Raw genomic sequence first — 15,837 nt, forward strand, 5'->3', positions numbered from 1 at the left:
CAGGAAGACGATGATGTAGCCCACACCCACCTGGCGCGCCAGCAGGATGTGTTCACGCGTCTGGGGCATCGGGCCGTCAGCGGCCGAGCACACCAGGATGGCGCCGTCCATCTGGGCGGCGCCGGTGATCATGTTCTTGACGTAGTCGGCGTGGCCGGGGCAGTCGACGTGTGCGTAGTGGCGGTTGGCCGTTTCGTACTCGACGTGCGCGGTGTTGATGGTGATGCCGCGTGCCTTTTCTTCGGGCGCCGCGTCGATCTGGTCGTAGGCCTTGGCTTCGCCGCCGAACTTGCTGGACAACACCGTGGCGATGGCCGCCGTCAGCGTGGTCTTGCCATGGTCGACGTGACCGATCGTGCCCACGTTCACGTGGGGCTTGGTGCGGGTGAACTTGCCTTTTGCCATTTTCTCGACTCCGAAAAAAATATCTGGATCAGTACGACTACATGGGGCTGCATGCTCGCTTCGCAACCCGGGGAAAAATGGTGCCCTTTGCGGGAATCGGACCCGCGACCTCTCCCTTACCAAGGGAGTGCTCTACCACTGAGCCAAAAGGGCCAAATCTTTCAAAAACCTGCGCTTTGCGCTTGAAGACCTTGCTGGAGCGGGAGACGGGAATCGAACCCGCGTCATTAGCTTGGAAGGCTAGGGTTCTACCATTGAACTACTCCCGCATCGAAGGCGCCACACGGCACCCCTGAAGCCCGGACCACCCTGAGGTCTGTCGTATTCAAGCGCTCTGCAAAATATCCTTTTTTCGCTGGTGGAGAGGGCTGGATTCGAACCAGCGTACTCGTAAGAGGGCAGATTTACAGTCTGCTGCCATTAACCACTCGGCCACCTCTCCGGCGAACCTCGGAATATAGCACGTTCCGAGGGGTTGGTCGCGTCTTCGGAGCGAGTTCTGTAATTTTTCACAGCACTGGCTCCTCGTCACGATGCGTCATATGCCGCAAAAATCGACCGCCCGAGAGCATAACCGCAGTTTGACCTCGGGTTTACCCTTGAGCACACTTTTTCAATTAGTCCTGGTTAAATCCAAGGCTTGCTCAAGGCGCTGAGGACTGCGCTTCTCGCCAAGCCCGTGCGCGCCCGAAATGCCCGCATCCGATGAACGGAATCGGCGGGCGCAGTGCGGAGAGCGGCGACGGGTGGTTAGCCACCAGCACCTGGTGCCGCGCGGTGTCGATGAGTGCACGCTTGCTTTGCGCGTGGGAGCCCCAGAGCATGAACATGGCTGGCCGCTCGCGCTGCGCGACGTGGCGGATGACCGCATCGGTCAGCACCTCCCAGCCCCGCCCGGAATGGCTGGCCGGCTGGCCCTCCTCCACCGTCAGGCAGGTGTTGAGTAGCAGCACGCCATGGGTCGCCCACTTCACCAGGCTGCCGCCTGGATCGGGAAAGGGCGGCGGCGGCGTGCCAAGGTCGCGTTGCAGTTCCTTGAAGATGTTTCGAAGGGACGGCGGCAAGGCCACGCCCGGAGCTACGGAAAAGGCCAGCCCCTCCGCCTGCCCGCGACCGTGATACGGGTCCTGGCCCAAGATGACGATGCGCACATCTTCTGGCGGCGTCAGTTGCAGGGCTCGCAGGGGCAGCGGCGGGAAGATCACGGCGCCTGCATCGAGGCGCTCTTGCAGGAACGCCAGCAGCCTGCGCCCTACTTCGCCCGCGAAAAACTCGTCGACCAGCGGCTGCCACCCGGGTGCCACCGGCCACTGCGCCGGGTCGGCGCTCGTCAACTGCGTCAGCGCGCTCATCTACTTGAACAGTTCTGCGAGCGCTTCGCCCGGTTCATCGGCGCGCATGAACGCCTCGCCGACCAGAAAAGCGTGAATGCCAGCCGCACGCAAGGCGGCCACGTCCTTGCGCGTCGAGATGCCCGATTCGGTGACCAGCAGGCGATCCGCCGGCACCTTGGGCAACAGCGAAATCGTGTTGTCGATCGACACCTCGAAGGTGCGCAGATTGCGGTTGTTCACGCCGATGAGCGGCGTCTTCAGCTTGAGGGAGCGCTCCAGTTCCGCCTCGTCATGCACCTCCACCAGCACGGCCATGCCGAGCGAGCGGGCAATCGCCTCGAAATCGAGCATCTGCGCGTCGTCCAGGCACGCGGCGATCAGCAGGATCGCGTCGGCGCCGATCGCCCGCGATTCATAGATCTGGTACGCATCGACCATGAAGTCCTTGCGCAGCACCGGCAGGTCGCAGGAGGCGCGGGCCTGTTTCAGGTAGTCGATGCCGCCCTGGAAGAACTGCTTGTCCGTCAGCACGGAAAGGCAGGCCGCGCTGATGGCTCCGTCGCCTTCGGCATAGCTTTGCGCGATGTCCGCGGGAATGAAGTCCTCGCGCAGCACGCCTTTGCTCGGGCTGGCCTTCTTGACCTCGGCGATCACGGCGGCCTGCCCTGCCGAAATCTTGTTGCGCAACGCGCCTTCGAAGTCGCGCGTGAGCACACGGCTTTCGGCGTCGAAGCGCATGGCTTCCAGCGAAATGCGCTTCTTGGCCGCCGCGACCTCTTCGTGCTTGACCGCAACGATCTTGTTCAGGATGTCCGACATGCTGCTCAGGCTCCTTTCTGCGCCGCCGTCGTGGCCTGCACGAACTCCGCCAGCTTGCGCTTGGCAGCGCCGGTGGAGATGGCGGTGCGTGCGCGATCGATGCCCGCGGCCATCGAGTCGACCACGTTGGCGGCGTACAGCGCGGCGCCCGCATTGAGCAGCACGATGTCGTGCGCGGGCCCGGTGTCTCCGTTGAGCACGCCCGTCAGCATCGCCTTCGATTGCTCGGGCGTTTCAACCCGCAGCGAGCGGTTGCTCGACATCGCGAAGCCGAAGTCTTCCGGATGCAATTCGTACTCACGGATCTCGCCGTTCCTCAGTTCACCGACCATCGTCGCCGCGCCGAGCGAGATCTCGTCCATGCCGTCGCGGCCGTAGACCACCAGTGCATGCTCCGCGCCCAAACGCTGCAATGCGCGCACCTGAATGCCGACCAGGTCCGCGTGGAACACACCCATCAGGATGTTCGGCGCGCCCGCCGGATTGGTCAGCGGTCCAAGGATGTTGAAGATCGTGCGCACGCCCAGTTCCTTGCGCACCGGCGCGACGTTCTTCATCGCGGGATGGTGGTTGGGCGCAAACATGAAGCCGATGCCGGTGTCGGCAATGCACTGCGCGATCTCCTCGGGCTTCAGGTTGATGTTCGCGCCCAGCGCTTCGAGCACGTCGGCGCTGCCGGACTTGCTGCTCACGCTGCGTCCGCCGTGCTTGCTGACCTTGGCGCCTGCCGCGGCCGCCACGAACATCGTGCAAGTCGAGATGTTGAAGGTGTGCGAACCATCGCCACCCGTGCCGACGATGTCCACGAGGTTCGTCGTATCGGCCACATTGACCTTGGTCGAAACCTCGCGCATGACCTGCGCCGCCGCCGTGATCTCGCCGATGGTTTCCTTCTTGACGCGCAAGCCGGTGATGAGCGCGGCCATCATGACGGGCGAGCATTCTCCGCTCATGATCATGCGCACGATGTGCAGCATCTCGTCGTGGAACACCTCGCGATGTTCGATGGTGCGCTGAAGCGCTTCCTGCGGGGTGATGGGCATGGTGTCTCCTTGCAAATATTGGATATTCAGCGCGCCGCCGGAGCGTCCGACAGCGCGAGCTTGATGCCGAAGCCGATGAACATGAGGCCTGCGATGCGATCGAGCCAGTGCAGCCCTTTTTGCACCGCGCTGCGTCGTGCCATCCACGCGCCGGCCAGCGCCCAGCCCGAGTTGACGGGAATGGCGTTGAGGTTGAACAGCACGCCCAGCAACACGAAGGCCAGCGTCTTGTTGTCGGCGTCCGGCGAGATGAACTGGGGCACAAAGGCCAGGAAGAACAGCGCGACCTTCGGGTTCAGCACATTGGTCCAGAAGCCGCCCATGAAGACCGCCTTCAGGCTACGGGATTCCGCGGCGGCCGCCATGGCCGCAAGATCGGCGGTGGGTGGCGTTTTCGACAACAGCATCCGGACGCCGAGGTAAAGCAGATAGGCCGCACCGATGAACTTGAGCACGGTGAACGCACTGGCCGACGTGGCCAGCAGCGTGCCCACGCCCAGCGCCGCCGCGCCGATGTGGACGAAGCAGCCGCCCGTGACGCCCAGCCCCGCGACGATGCCCGCGCGCGCACCGGAGCGAAGCGCATTCGTCACGATGTAGAACACGTCCGGCCCAGGCGTCAGGTTCAGCAGCCAGCCCGCCACGATGAAGATCAGGAGATGCGAGAGGTCCGGCATGCTCCGCGCTCTCAGTTTCGGAAGAAGGTGCGAATCGCGCCCACAGCGCGATCGACGCCGGCGGTGTCGACGTCCAGATGCGTGACGAAGCGCAAGCGGTAAAGCCCGGTGGCCAGGATGTTGCGCTCCTTCAGGTAGGCCAGCAGTTCGCCCGATCGCGACTTGGCGGCACCACTCAGGTCGACGAAGACGATGTTGCTTTGCGGTGCTTCGACCGACAGGCCTTCGATGTCGGCCAAGCCTTCTGCGAGACGGCGTGCGAGCGCGTGGTCATCCGTGAGGCGCGACACATGATGGTCCAGTGCGTAAGACGCCGCGGCCGCAAGCAAGCCAGCCTGACGCATGCCGCCGCCCGCCATCTTGCGGATGCGATGCGCCCGCGCAATGAATTCCCGCGAGCCCAGCAGTGCGGAACCCACCGGTGCGCCAAGGCCCTTGCTGAAGCACACCGACACGCTGTCGAAGCACTGCGCGATGCGGCGCGCCTCGGCATGGATATCGCCGCCGGTCTGTGCCGCTTGTGCCGTCGCCGCATTGAAGAGTCGCGCGCCATCCAGATGGCGCTGCAAGCCCTTGTCCCTGGCGAGCGCCGTTGCAGCCTGCACATAATCGAAGGGCAGCAGCTTGCCGCCCAGCGTGTTCTCAAGGGCGAGCAGGCGCGTGCGCGCGAAATGCGCGTCATCGGGCTTGATGGCGGCTTCGATGTCCTGCAGCGCCAGTGTTCCATCGGGTTGATGGTCCAGCGGTTGCGGCTGCACGCTGCCGAACACGGCCGCACCGCCGCCTTCCCAGCGGTAGCAATGCGCTTGCTGGCCGACGATGTATTCCTCGCCGCGCTGGCAGTGCGACAGGATTGCGCAAAGGTTGCTCTGCGTGCCGGTCGGCACGAAGAGGGCCGCTTCGAAGCCCAGCAAGGCGGCAATCTTCTCCTGGAACGTGTTGACGGTCGGGTCGGTGCCGAACACGTCATCGCCCAGTGGCGCGGCCATCATGGCGGCACGCATTTCCGCCGTGGGTTGCGTGACGGTGTCGCTGCGCAGGTCGATCACTGAAGTCATTGCAGGGTCTTTCAATCGATGAAGTTCTTGAGCATGGCATGGCCGTGCTCGGTAAGGATCGATTCCGGATGGAACTGCACGCCCTCGATGCGCACGTCGTGCGCAAAGCCTGTGTGCCGCACACCCATGATTTCGCCGTCGTCGGTCCAGGCGGTGATCGCCAGATCCTTCGGGCAAGTGGAACGCTCGATCGACAGCGAGTGGTAGCGGTTCACCGTGAATCGTTCGGGCAAGCCGGCGAACACACCTTCACGCGTGGTCGTGATCTCGCTCGTCTTGCCGTGCATGAGTTGTTGCGCGCGAATGATCTTGCCGCCGAAGGCCGCGCCGATGGACTGGTGGCCAAGGCACACACCGAGGATGGGCAACTTGCCCGCAAAGGTCGTGATGGCCGCGACTGAAACACCCGCTTCGGCAGGCGAACAGGGCCCCGGCGACACCACCAGCCGCGAAACGCCGGCCGCAATGCGCGCACCGATGTCTTCCAGTGTGATCTCGTCGTTGCGATGCACCTCGACATCGACACCCAACTCGCCGAAGTATTGGACGAGGTTGTAGGTGAACGAATCGTAGTTGTCGATCATCAGCAGCTTCATGGGGCCCCCACGCTTGTCTTTTCGAGTACTGCGCTGCCCCCCGAGGGGGCCTTCGCACCTTGGAGCGGTCCGGCGGTGCTCATTCGAGACCCTCCTCAACCAGTTCCGCCGCCCGCAGCATCGCACGCGCCTTGGCTTCCGTTTCCTTCCACTCCAGCTCCGGCACCGAGTCGGCGACCACGCCGGCCGCCGCCTGCACGTGGAGCATCTGGTCTTTCACAATGCCCGTGCGGATCGCAATGGCCACGTCCATGTCGCCGGCATAGCTGATATAGCCGCAGGCCCCGCCGTACAAGCCACGCTTGGTCGGTTCGAGCTGGTCGATGAGTTCCATCGCATGCACCTTCGGCGCGCCGGTGAGCGTGCCCGCCGGAAAGGTCGCCTTCAGCACGTCGATGGCCGTCATGCCGTCTTTCAGCGTGCCTTCCACGTTGCTCACGATGTGCATCACGTGGCTGTAGCGCTCGATGGCAAAAGCTTCCGTCACCTTCACGGTGCCGGTCTTGGCAATGCGGCCGATGTCATTGCGCGCCAGGTCGATGAGCATGACGTGTTCGGCGCGCTCCTTGGGGTCATTCACCAGTTCGTGCTCGGCCGCCTTGTCGAGCTCGACGGAGGCGCCGCGCGGGCGCGTGCCGGCCAGCGGTCGGATGGTGATCTGCTGCTCGCCGTCGGCCATCTTCTCCTGGCGCACAAGAATTTCCGGCGATGCACCGACCACATGGAAATCGCCCAGGTCGTAGTAGTACATGTAGGGCGAGGGGTTGAGCGACCGCAGTGCGCGGTACAGCGACAGCGGCGACTCCGTGTAGCGCTTGCTGATGCGCTGCCCCACCTGCACCTGCATGAAGTCGCCGGCCGCGATCAGCTCCTTGGCGCGCTCGACGGCCGCAAGGTAGTCGGCCTTGGCAAAGGAGCGCTGCGCGGGGTGCGCCTGCGTCGGCTTCACGATGGGCGCGCTCACCGAATACTTCAGCTGTTCGCGCAACGCGCGCACCCGGCGCTTGGCATTGGCATACGCCTCCGGCTGCGTCGGGTCGGCATACACGATGAGGTAGAGCTTGCCCGACAGGTTGTCGATGACGGCCAGTTCCTCGCACTGCAAAAGCAGGATGTCCGGGCAGCCCAGCGTGTCCGGCGGGCAGCTTTTCTCCAGCTTCTTTTCGATGTGGCGCACCGTGTCGTAGCCGAAGTAGCCCGCCAGTCCGCCGCAAAAGCGCGGCAAGCCCGGCCGCAGCGCGACCTTGAAGCGCTTTTGATATTCGGCCACGAAATCCAGCGGATTGCCCTTGGCGCTTTCGACGACCTTGCCGTCGGTGACGACCTCGGTCACGGCATCGGCGCCGAAGCCGCTGGCGCGCAGCAGGGTGCGAGCCGGCAGGCCAATGAAGCTGTAGCGCCCGAAGCGCTCGCCGCCCACGACGGATTCCAGCAGGAAGCTGTATTTGCCGCCGTCCCTGGAATTGGCCAGCTTGAGGTAGAGGGACAGGGGCGTTTCGAGGTCGGCAAAGGCCTCGGCCATCAACGGAATGCGGTTATAGCCTTGGGCGCTGAGGCTCTTGAATTCGAGTTCGGTGATCACGGGGTGGGTCTCCATTTGCCGGTCGACGCATCGGGGTCGCAGGCAGATCATTCACAAAAACTTGGCCGGTGTCGTGTGGGGGACAGGGCCACGGGCGCGCGGCGGGCGCCGCGCTGGTCAAACAGTCAGCGACGATGGCGTGCGCCAAGGCCAGGCTCCCCGGCCTTGACCTGTCTGCGTGACGTGATGAATGAACATGGAAAGCAGAGTTTATACGAGTGCCAGTGGACGTACAAAAAGATACATTCCTGCGTTCGTCCCGTTTTGTTGAGTGTTCGGGTCTCTCTTTTTTCCTCTGGAGTTTTTTCATGATTCGCGTTTCGCGCCTGTTCGCGCTCACCGCCCTGGTTACCGCACTCGGCGCATCAGCCGGCCAGATCGACCTGGCCGGCGTCAAGATCGACGATGCCCTCGATTTGAATGGCAGCAAGCTCCAGCTCAACGGCGCAGGCATCCGCTACAAGGCTGTGTTCAAGGTCTACACCGCCAGCCTTTATCTCGGCAAGAAGGCCGGCACCGCCGAAGAAGCACTGGCCGCCCCCGGTGCCAAGCGCATGGCCATCACGATGCTGCGCGACATCGACGCCAACGAACTGGGCAAGCTGTTTACCCGCGGCGTGGAAGACAACTCGCCCAAGAACGAGTTCTCCCAACTGATTCCCGGCCTCCTGCGCATGAGCCAGGTGTTTTCCGAGCAGAAGAACCTGAAGGCCGGCGACAGCTTCACCATCGACTGGGTGCCGGGCAAGGGCACGGTGATCGCCGTCAAGGGCGTCACGCAGGGTGAGCCGATCAAGGAACAAGCCTTCTTCAACGCCCTGATCCGCATCTGGCTCGGCCCGGCGCCGGCCGACTACAAGCTCAAGGACGCCTTGCTGGGCATCAGCGCCTGACGGCGTCAGGCCGCACGCATGCGCGCGGCGAGTTCGGCAATCGAGTCGACGAAGCCGTCGGCGTTGACCTCGCGCACCGGCTCGCCGTGGTTGTACCCGTAGGTCACCAGCACCACGGGACAGCCTGCGGCGCGCGCTGCCTGCGCGTCATTGCTGGAGTCCCCGATCATCAAGGTGCGTGACGGCTGCGTGCCGAGCGCCTCGCAGGTCTTGAGCAGGGGCAGCGGGTCGGGTTTCTTGCGCTCGAAGGTATCGCCGCCGAACGCGAATTCGAAGAAGCCGCTGAGTTCCTTCTCCGCCAGCAGCGGCTTGGCGAAGGCATTGGGCTTGTTGGTCAGGCAGGCAAGGCGCACGCCCTGCTCGCGCAACGCGCGCAGGCCTTCGATGACTCCGGGGTAAACCGTGGCGTGCTGCCCGTTGATGGCCAGGTAGTGACGCGTGTAGCTTTGCCAGGCGGCGTCGCTGAGCACCTCGTCGGCATCCTTGCCGCTCACGTGGCGCAGCACCGAGCGGATGAGGTGCTCGGAGCCCTTGCCCACCATGAGTTCGATGGCGTCGGCGCTGATGTGCGGCAGCGAAACGTCATCGAGCATCCGGTTCAGCGCGACCAGAAAATCGGCGATGGTGTCGATGGTCGTGCCGTCCAGATCGACGATGGCAGCGTCGATGTTTTTGAGGTCGAAGTTCAGTGTGTTCAAGGGTGGCGCCCGGAAGTGAGCGGAAATTATCCGGCAGACCTTCCATGCGCGCCCATTTCCCGATCGGCTTCCAGCGATCAGGTCGCCCCGTGCGCCTCTACGTACAGCGCGTAAAGCGAATGGCTGCTCGCCATGTAGAGCCGGTTGTTCTTCGGCCCGCCAAAGCACAGGTTGGCGCAGCGCTCGGGCAGCTTGATGAAGCCGATGGGCTTGCCTTGCGCGTTGAAGATCTTCACGCCGTCCATGTCCTCCGACCTCGCCAGCGGCAGGTAGGCCTTCATGCCGCCGGCCACGTCCGTGGGCTCGGTGGCCAGCGCGCCGCTCCAGCCCCAGCCGACCCACAGGTTGCCGTCGCGGTCCACGCGAAAGCCGTCCAGTGACGCAGGACCCATCGGATCGATGAACTTGGTCTTGTTCGACAGGCTCCCGTCGGCTCCCACGTCATAGCTCCAGATGCTGCGGTTGGGCGTGCCCTTCCACTCGACCACGTAGAGCTTTTTCTCGTCCGGCGAAAAGGCCAGCCCGTTGGGGTTCACGATGTCGGTGATCATCGCCGTGAGCTTGCCGTCGGTGCCGATGCGGTAGACGTTGGTCGTGGCCTGCTCGGGCGTGGCGCGCGAGCCTTCCCATTCGCCGCTGATGCCGAACAGCGGATCGGTGAACCAGATGCTGTCGTCGGACTTCACGACGATGTCGTTGGGCGCGTTCAGGCGCTTGCCTTCGAAGCTGTCGGCCAGCACGGTCTGGCGCCCGTCTTTTTCAGTGCGCACGATGCGCCGCGTCACGGAATGCTCGCAGCTCAGCAGCCGCCCTTGCCGGTCGCGCGTGTTGCCGTTGGCGTAGTTGACGTTCTCCTTGTGCACGCCGAACTTGCCCGTCTTCTCGTCGAACTTCATGAGGCGGTTGTTCGGGATGTCGCTGCACAGCAGGTAGCCGCCCTCGGGGAAGTACACCGGCCCCTCCGCCCATCGCATGCCGCTGCCGAGCTGCTCGAGCGTGCTGCTGTAGATGCGGTATTTGGCGAAGCCCGGATCGAGGATCAGCACCGCCGGGTCCGGGTAACGCTGGGTGGGCTTGTATTCGAAGGCCTGGGCGCCCGCCAGGCCGGAGAGTGCAGACAGGCCGCTGCCTGCTGCCATCTTCAGAAACCGACGCCGTTCTTTGCTCTTGCTCTGGGTCATTCGTGTCTCCTTCGTTGTGGTCGCGGAAAAGGCTTCGTCGATCAGGTTCCTTCCGGGGCTGGCGCAGGAGCCACCTCGTGCGCCGCCATCTGTTCAAGCGCTTTCACGAGCGCGGAATGGTCGAGCTGGTCCCAGCCGTGCGCGGCGCACGACGCCATCAGTTGCGCGGCAGAGGCCGTCTGCGGCAGCGCCACGCCCATCGACTTGGCGCCGGCCAGTGCCAGGCTCAAATCCTTCTGGTGCAGCGCGATCCGAAAGCCCGGGTTGAAGGTGCGCTTGATCATTCGTTCGCCATGCACTTCCAGGATGCGGCTCGATGCGAAGCCGCCCATCAGCGCCTGGCGCACCTTGGCCGGATCGGCGCCGGCCTTGCTGGCAAAGAGCAGCGCCTCGCCGACCGCGGCGATGTTGAGCGCGACGATGATCTGGTTGGCGACCTTGGTGGTCTGGCCATCGCCATTGCCGCCCACCAGCGTGATGTTCTTGCCCATGGCTTCCAGCAGCGGCTTGACCGTCGTGAAAGTGGCCTCTGAGCCGCCGCACATGATGGTCAGGCTCGCCGCCTTGGCGCCCACTTCGCCGCCCGACACCGGCGCGTCGAGGTACTCGCAGCCGAGCTCGTTGATCTTTTTGGCGAAGGCCTTGGTCTCGATGGGCGAGATGCTGCTCATGTCCATCACGATCTTGCCGGCCGACAGGCCTTCGGCCACGCCATCCTTGGCGAAGAGCACGCTCTGCACATCCGGCGTGTCGGGCACCATCAGCACGATGACGTCGGCCGCACGCGCCACGTCGGCATTGGTGGCGCAGGCCGTCGCCTTGGCGAGGGACTCGGGCAGCTTGCGGCGGGCGGGCACGAACATCTCGTGGCCGGCGTTCAGGAGGTTGAGCGCCATGGGCGCGCCCATGATGCCCAGGCCGATGAATCCAACTTTCATTTTGGGTGCTTCCTTGTGTTGATGAAACTCAATAGGTGGCCGTGCCGGATGCAGGGGCCGCGGGCGTCGTGCGCATCTTGGAGAGCACCTGCTGCGCGCCCGCTGCCATGAGCCGTGCGTCCGAACTCACCGTGACGAACTGGAAGCCCTTGGCGACGCGTGCCAATGCGCCTTCCGCCGTGCCGTTGTGGATGCCCGCCACCAGGCCGTGCGCCTTGGCGCGTTCGAGGATGTGGTCGATGGCCTGCTGCGCCTTGGGGTCGACGTCGTCGAACACCGGGCGGCATCCGAGCGACAGCGACAGGTCCGAAGGACCGATGTAGACCGCGTCGAGGCCTTCGACCGACATGATCGCGTCCAGGTTTTCCAGCGCCTGCGCGGTCTCGATCATCGCGAAGGTCACGATCTCGTCGTTGGCGTGCTGCGGGTAGTCGGCGCCGCCGTACAGCAGCGCGCGGATGGGGCCGAAGCTGCGCGTGCCGCGCGGCGCGTAATGGGTGTACGCCACCAGCTTCTGCGCGTCTTCGCGCGTGTTGATCATGGGGCAGATCAGGCCGTAGGCACCGGCGTCCAGCGCCTTCATGAGCGCGCTCGGTTCGAGCCACGGCACGCGCACGACGGGCACCGTGCCGGTCGTCGAGATCGCCTGCAGCATCGGGATCATCTGCTGATAGTCGACCACGCCGTGCTGCAGGTCGATGGTGAGCGAATCCCAGCCCTGGTGGGCCATGGTTTCGGCGGAGAAGCCATTGGGAATGGCGAGCCATCCGTTGACGGCGGCGCCGCCGGACTTCCAGATTTCACGCAGTCGATTGGGTCTCATGAAGTGCTTTCCTGAAGAAGAACATTGACGGAATCGGGTGTGACGACTTATCGATCGAAAGCGGGGCGCTTCGGATCGAACTTCCAGCCGGGCACCAGCGCCTGCATCGCCGTCGCATCATCGCGTGCGCCCAAGCCGTGCTGCTTGTAGAGTTGGTGCGCTTTTTCGATCTCGGCCATGTCGAGTTCGACGCCAAGGCCGGGCTTCTTGGGCACCTGCACATGGCCGTCCACGATCTGCAGCGGCTCCCTGGTCAGGCGCTGGCCATCCTGCCAGATCCAGTGCGTGTCGATGGCGGTGACGCGGCCGGGTGCAGCGGCGCCGACGTGCGTGAACATGGCCAGCGACACGTCGAAGTGGTTGTTCGAATGCGAACCCCAGGTCAGGCCCCAGTCGCGGCAGGTCTGCGCCACGCGCACCGAGCCGGCCATGGTCCAGAAATGCGGGTCGGCCAGCGGAATGTCGACCGATTGCAGCGAGAGCGCATGCACCATCTGGCGCCAGTCGGTGGCAACCATGTTGGTGGCCGTCGGCAGGCCGGTGGCGCGGCGGAACTCTGCCATCACCTCGCGGCCGGAGAAGCCCTCTTCGGCGCCGCACGGGTCTTCGGCATAGGCGACCACGCCGCGCATGTCGCGCATCAGGCGAATGGCGTCTTTCAGCAGCCAGCCGCCGTTGGGGTCGAGCGTGACGCGCGCTTGCGGAAAGCGCTCGTGCAGGGCGACGATGGCTTCGACTTCCTCGTCGCCGCGCAGCACGCCGCCCTTGAGCTTGAAGTCGTTGAAGCCGTACTTCTCGCGTGCGGCTTCGGCCAGGCGAACGATGGCCTGGGGCGTCATGGCCTTTTCGTGGCGCAGGCGGAACCAGTCGTTGCCGGCATCGGCGTCGGTGACATAAGGCAGGTCCGACTTCGACTTGTCGCCGACATAGAAAAGGTAACCGAGCATCTCGACCGATTCGCGCTGCTGGCCTTCGCCGAGCAGTGCGGCGACAGGCACGTTCAGGTGTTGGCCGAGCAGGTCGAGCAAGGCTGATTCGATGGCCGTCACGGCGTGGATCGTGGTGCGCAGGTCAAAGGTCTGCAGGCCACGCCCGCCGCTGTCGCGGTCGGCGAACTTCTTCTGCATCTCTTGCAGCAGGCGCTGGTGTGCGCCGAGGGGCTGGCCCACGACCAGCGGGGCGGCGTCTTCCAGCGTCTGGCGGATCTTCTCGCCACCGGGCACTTCGCCGACGCCGGTGTTGCCGGCGCTGTCGGTCAGGATGAGGATGTTGCGCGTGAAGAACGGGCCGTGCGCTCCACTCAGGTTCAGCAGCATGGAGTCGCGGCCGGCGACGGGGATCACGCGCAGAGCGGTGACGACGGGAGTGGAGGAGCTTGTCATGGCTTTGAATCCGGAAGAAGGTGGAATGGCGCGCTGTCGGGGGTCGGTCAATCTATCGTGATCTTTCCGGTCTCGATCACTTTCTTCCAGCGTGCCGACTCCTGCTGCTGGAACGTGGCGAACTGGGCCGGCGTGTTGGCCACGACTTCCAGCCCGATGGAGGTGAACTGTTGCTTGACGGCCGGGTCGTTGAGCGCCGCGACCATCGAATCATGGGCCTTGGCGCGGATATCCGCCGGCAAGCCCTTGGGCGCGACGATCGCCTGCCACGAATACACCTCCACGCCCTTCACGCCCGCCTCGGCCATGGTGGGCACGTCGGGCAGCACCGCGGAGCGCTTGTCGCCCGTGACGGCGAGCGCCTTCAACTTGCCACCCTTGATGTGCGAGAACACCGCGTTGACGTTCTGGAACGAGGCATCGACCTGGCCGCCGAGCAGGTCGGTGATGGCGGGCGCCCCGCCCTTGTAGGGCACGTGCAGGCCGGCCGCGCCGGTTTGCTGCCAGAAGAGTTCGGCCGTGAGGTGGTCGCTGGAGCCGTTGCCCGACGATGCAAAGGTCATCTTGCCGGGGTTCTTCTTTTCGAAGGCGATGACGTCGGCCACCGTCTTGTGCGGCGAGTTCGCGGGCACGACCAGCACGTTGGGTGCCTGCACGGCGACGGTGATGGTGTCGAAGTCCTTCAGCGCGTCGTATTGCATGCCCTTGATGAGGTGAGGTGCGATGACCAGCGGACCGAGCGAGGTCACGAGGAAGGTGGCGCCGTCGGGTGCGGAGCGCTTGACCTGCGTCGCGCCGATGGTGCCGGTGGCGCCGGCCTTGTTGTCGACCAGGAAGGGCTGGCCCAGCGTGCTGGTGAGCTTGGGGCCGATGGCGCGGGCGACCATGTCGGTCGACCCGCCTGCGGGAAAAGGCACGACGAAGGTCACGGCTTTGGTCGGCCAGGCTTGCGCGTGCACGACGGCACAGGCGCTCATGAGGCCCATGGCCACGGCGGTCAGAAGTTTTTTCATGTCGGTCTCCTTGGGGATTGGCGCCTGCTGGGCGCCGGAATTCGTGAAACTCAGGTGAGTCTGAATGAGATGACGGTAGCGCTACCGTCGATGGATTGAATGGTAGCGCTACCCAAAATGGCGTCAAGTGGCGGGTCCTCGGTAGTTACCCGAACACAATTCAACGGAATCCGGGATGCAAGCGGATCAACGCAGCACGACGCTTGTACGTCTTCCGCGGTGAATAGGGGCGCGTGCCGAGGCCGACGGTGTGCTCCACGCAGCGAAGTTTCGCTTCAGGCGCTTTCGCGCTCGACGATCGTGAAGCCCACATCGACCACCGGCGGCCCGCCCTCACGCCCCTCCGCCCGATCGATGATGAAGCGCGCGGCTTGCCGACCAATGGCGTCTCCGTCAATGCGCACCGTCGTCAGCGCAGGTTGCAGGTCGGCTGCAAACTCAAGGTCGCCAAAGCCCACGACCGCCAGCGCGTCCGGCACGGCAATCCCGCGCGTCCGGGCTTCGACCAAGACGCCCAGCGCCAGCAGGTCGGAGCTGCAGAACACCGCGTCGAATCCCTGTTGCATGGCCAGCAATTCCGCCAGCGCCTTGCGACCGTTCTTGAGCGTCGTTGGCGCTGGCACTTCGACGACGACAACCGGCGGCAGTCCACCCGCCTCCGCCGCCTGCTCGAAGGCTGCGCGCCGCCGCGCCGAGCGTTCATCGTCGCCCGCGATCACGGCCAGCCAGCCGCGACCCTTTGCGCGCAGGAATTCGACTACCGCGCGGCCGACGTCGGCATGCGAAAAGCCCACCAGCATGTCCAGCGGCGTGCGCGTCAGGTCCCAGGTCTCCACGACCGGAATGCCCGCGGCCAGCAGGCGCTTGCGCCCCGAGGCGGAATGCATGACCCCCGTCAGCACGATGCCGTCCGGCCGGCGGCCGATGATGGCTTCGAGCAGCGCGTCCTCGCGGGAATTGGCATAGCCGCTCTGGCCCAGCATCAACTGGTAGCCTTCCTCGGCGAGCGCTTCCGTCAGCGCCTTGATGGTCTGGATGAAGACCGGGCCGGTCACCGTCGGCACGACCGCCGCCACCAGCTTGCTTCGCCGCGATGCCAGCCCGCCGGCGAGCGTGTTGCGCACATAGCCCGTGCGCGCCACCGCGTCGCTGACGCGCTTGAGCACCTCGGGTGAGCCTTGCGGCGGTGTGCCCAGTGCGCGCGACGCGGTGATGGGCGCGACGCCCGCCAGCTTGGCCACGTCGTGGAGAGTCACCGCGCCGGTGCCGCGCCGCGATCGACGCCCGCCCGGGGCGCTTTCATCAGCAATCATGCGCCGCATTCTATGCAGGCGATAGCGCTACCGGAATGACGCTCGCCTTCGGGCTTGCCTGATTCGTGTCGTCTCCAAACCG

General features: G+C 64.8%; 16 protein-coding genes and 3 tRNA genes. 1 reads left to right on the top strand and 18 read right to left on the bottom strand.

What is annotated here, in order from left to right; genetic code table 11:
• The 11 genes from QTI66_RS34285 to trpE all read right to left on the bottom strand — a co-directional run.
• The coding region (locus QTI66_RS34285; RefSeq protein ID WP_286564844.1) for a GTP-binding protein at window positions 1–405 on the bottom strand (405 nt) is incomplete at its 3' end.
• A gap of 78 nt (window positions 406–483) precedes the next feature.
• A tRNA-Thr gene (locus QTI66_RS34290) sits at window positions 484–558 on the bottom strand.
• 42 nt (window positions 559–600) lie between these two features.
• Window positions 601–674 (bottom strand) — tRNA-Gly (locus QTI66_RS34295).
• Window positions 675–761: 87 nt separating this feature from the next.
• Window positions 762–847: transfer RNA gene (locus QTI66_RS34300), tRNA-Tyr, on the bottom strand.
• Between the two features lie 202 nt (window positions 848–1,049).
• Entirely contained in the window at window positions 1,050–1,757 is a 708-nt protein-coding gene (locus QTI66_RS34305) for a uracil-DNA glycosylase (RefSeq protein WP_286564845.1), read from the bottom strand.
• Window positions 1,758–2,558 (bottom strand): indole-3-glycerol phosphate synthase TrpC, encoded by an 801-nt coding sequence (gene trpC, locus QTI66_RS34310; protein WP_286564846.1) that lies wholly within the window; start codon window positions 2,556–2,558, stop codon window positions 1,758–1,760.
• Between the two features lie 5 nt (window positions 2,559–2,563).
• The gene (trpD, locus tag QTI66_RS34315) at window positions 2,564–3,601 is read right to left on the bottom strand and encodes an anthranilate phosphoribosyltransferase (RefSeq protein ID WP_286564847.1); all 1,038 of its coding nucleotides are present in this window, start codon (window positions 3,599–3,601) and stop codon (window positions 2,564–2,566) included.
• Window positions 3,602–3,627: 26 nt separating this feature from the next.
• Window positions 3,628–4,278, bottom strand: coding sequence for a LysE family translocator (locus QTI66_RS34320; RefSeq protein WP_286564848.1), 651 nt, complete (start codon window positions 4,276–4,278; stop codon window positions 3,628–3,630).
• An 11-nt stretch (window positions 4,279–4,289) separates the two neighbouring features.
• Window positions 4,290–5,336, bottom strand: coding sequence for a low-specificity L-threonine aldolase (gene ltaE / locus QTI66_RS34325; RefSeq protein WP_286564849.1), 1,047 nt, complete (start codon window positions 5,334–5,336; stop codon window positions 4,290–4,292).
• An 11-nt stretch (window positions 5,337–5,347) separates the two neighbouring features.
• A complete protein-coding gene (locus QTI66_RS34330; RefSeq protein ID WP_286564850.1) occupies window positions 5,348–5,932 on the bottom strand; it encodes an anthranilate synthase component II in 585 nt (194 codons plus the stop codon).
• Window positions 5,933–6,011: 79 nt separating this feature from the next.
• The gene (gene trpE, locus QTI66_RS34335) at window positions 6,012–7,514 is read right to left on the bottom strand and encodes an anthranilate synthase component I (protein WP_286564851.1); all 1,503 of its coding nucleotides are present in this window, start codon (window positions 7,512–7,514) and stop codon (window positions 6,012–6,014) included.
• 308 nt (window positions 7,515–7,822) lie between these two features.
• Between trpE and QTI66_RS34340 the strand changes: the two genes are divergently transcribed.
• Window positions 7,823–8,407, top strand: a complete 585-nt coding sequence (locus tag QTI66_RS34340) for a chalcone isomerase family protein (protein WP_286564852.1) — start codon at window positions 7,823–7,825, stop codon at window positions 8,405–8,407.
• 5 nt (window positions 8,408–8,412) lie between these two features.
• On the opposite strand, the gene QTI66_RS34345 is transcribed toward QTI66_RS34340, so the two are convergent.
• The 7 genes from QTI66_RS34345 to QTI66_RS34375 all read right to left on the bottom strand — a co-directional run bounded on the left by QTI66_RS34345 (window position 8,413) and on the right by QTI66_RS34375 (window position 15,755).
• The gene (locus QTI66_RS34345; protein WP_286564853.1) at window positions 8,413–9,105 is read right to left on the bottom strand and encodes a phosphoglycolate phosphatase; all 693 of its coding nucleotides are present in this window, start codon (window positions 9,103–9,105) and stop codon (window positions 8,413–8,415) included.
• Between the two features lie 77 nt (window positions 9,106–9,182).
• Window positions 9,183–10,286: an SMP-30/gluconolactonase/LRE family protein gene (locus QTI66_RS34350; RefSeq protein ID WP_286564854.1), complete on the bottom strand. Its 1,104-nt coding sequence runs from the start codon at window positions 10,284–10,286 to the stop codon at window positions 9,183–9,185.
• A gap of 41 nt (window positions 10,287–10,327) precedes the next feature.
• Window positions 10,328–11,224 carry a 2-hydroxy-3-oxopropionate reductase gene (locus QTI66_RS34355; protein WP_353506264.1) on the bottom strand — a complete coding sequence of 299 codons (897 nt, stop codon included), beginning with the start codon at window positions 11,222–11,224 and terminating at the stop codon, window positions 10,328–10,330.
• 28 nt (window positions 11,225–11,252) lie between these two features.
• Window positions 11,253–12,047 carry an HpcH/HpaI aldolase family protein gene (locus QTI66_RS34360; RefSeq protein ID WP_286564855.1) on the bottom strand — a complete coding sequence of 265 codons (795 nt, stop codon included), beginning with the start codon at window positions 12,045–12,047 and terminating at the stop codon, window positions 11,253–11,255.
• Between the two features lie 47 nt (window positions 12,048–12,094).
• Complete coding sequence (gene gudD, locus QTI66_RS34365; RefSeq protein ID WP_286564856.1) at window positions 12,095–13,429, bottom strand: glucarate dehydratase; 1,335 nt, start codon at window positions 13,427–13,429, stop codon at window positions 12,095–12,097.
• A gap of 47 nt (window positions 13,430–13,476) precedes the next feature.
• Window positions 13,477–14,442: a Bug family tripartite tricarboxylate transporter substrate binding protein gene (locus QTI66_RS34370; RefSeq protein ID WP_286564857.1), complete on the bottom strand. Its 966-nt coding sequence runs from the start codon at window positions 14,440–14,442 to the stop codon at window positions 13,477–13,479.
• 275 nt (window positions 14,443–14,717) lie between these two features.
• A complete protein-coding gene (locus QTI66_RS34375) occupies window positions 14,718–15,755 on the bottom strand; it encodes a LacI family DNA-binding transcriptional regulator (protein ID WP_286564858.1) in 1,038 nt (345 codons plus the stop codon).
• Window positions 15,756–15,837: the final 82 nt, after the last annotated feature.

Source organism: Variovorax brevis, from assembly GCF_030317105.1.
Lineage (GTDB): Bacteria > Pseudomonadota > Gammaproteobacteria > Burkholderiales > Burkholderiaceae_C > Variovorax > Variovorax brevis.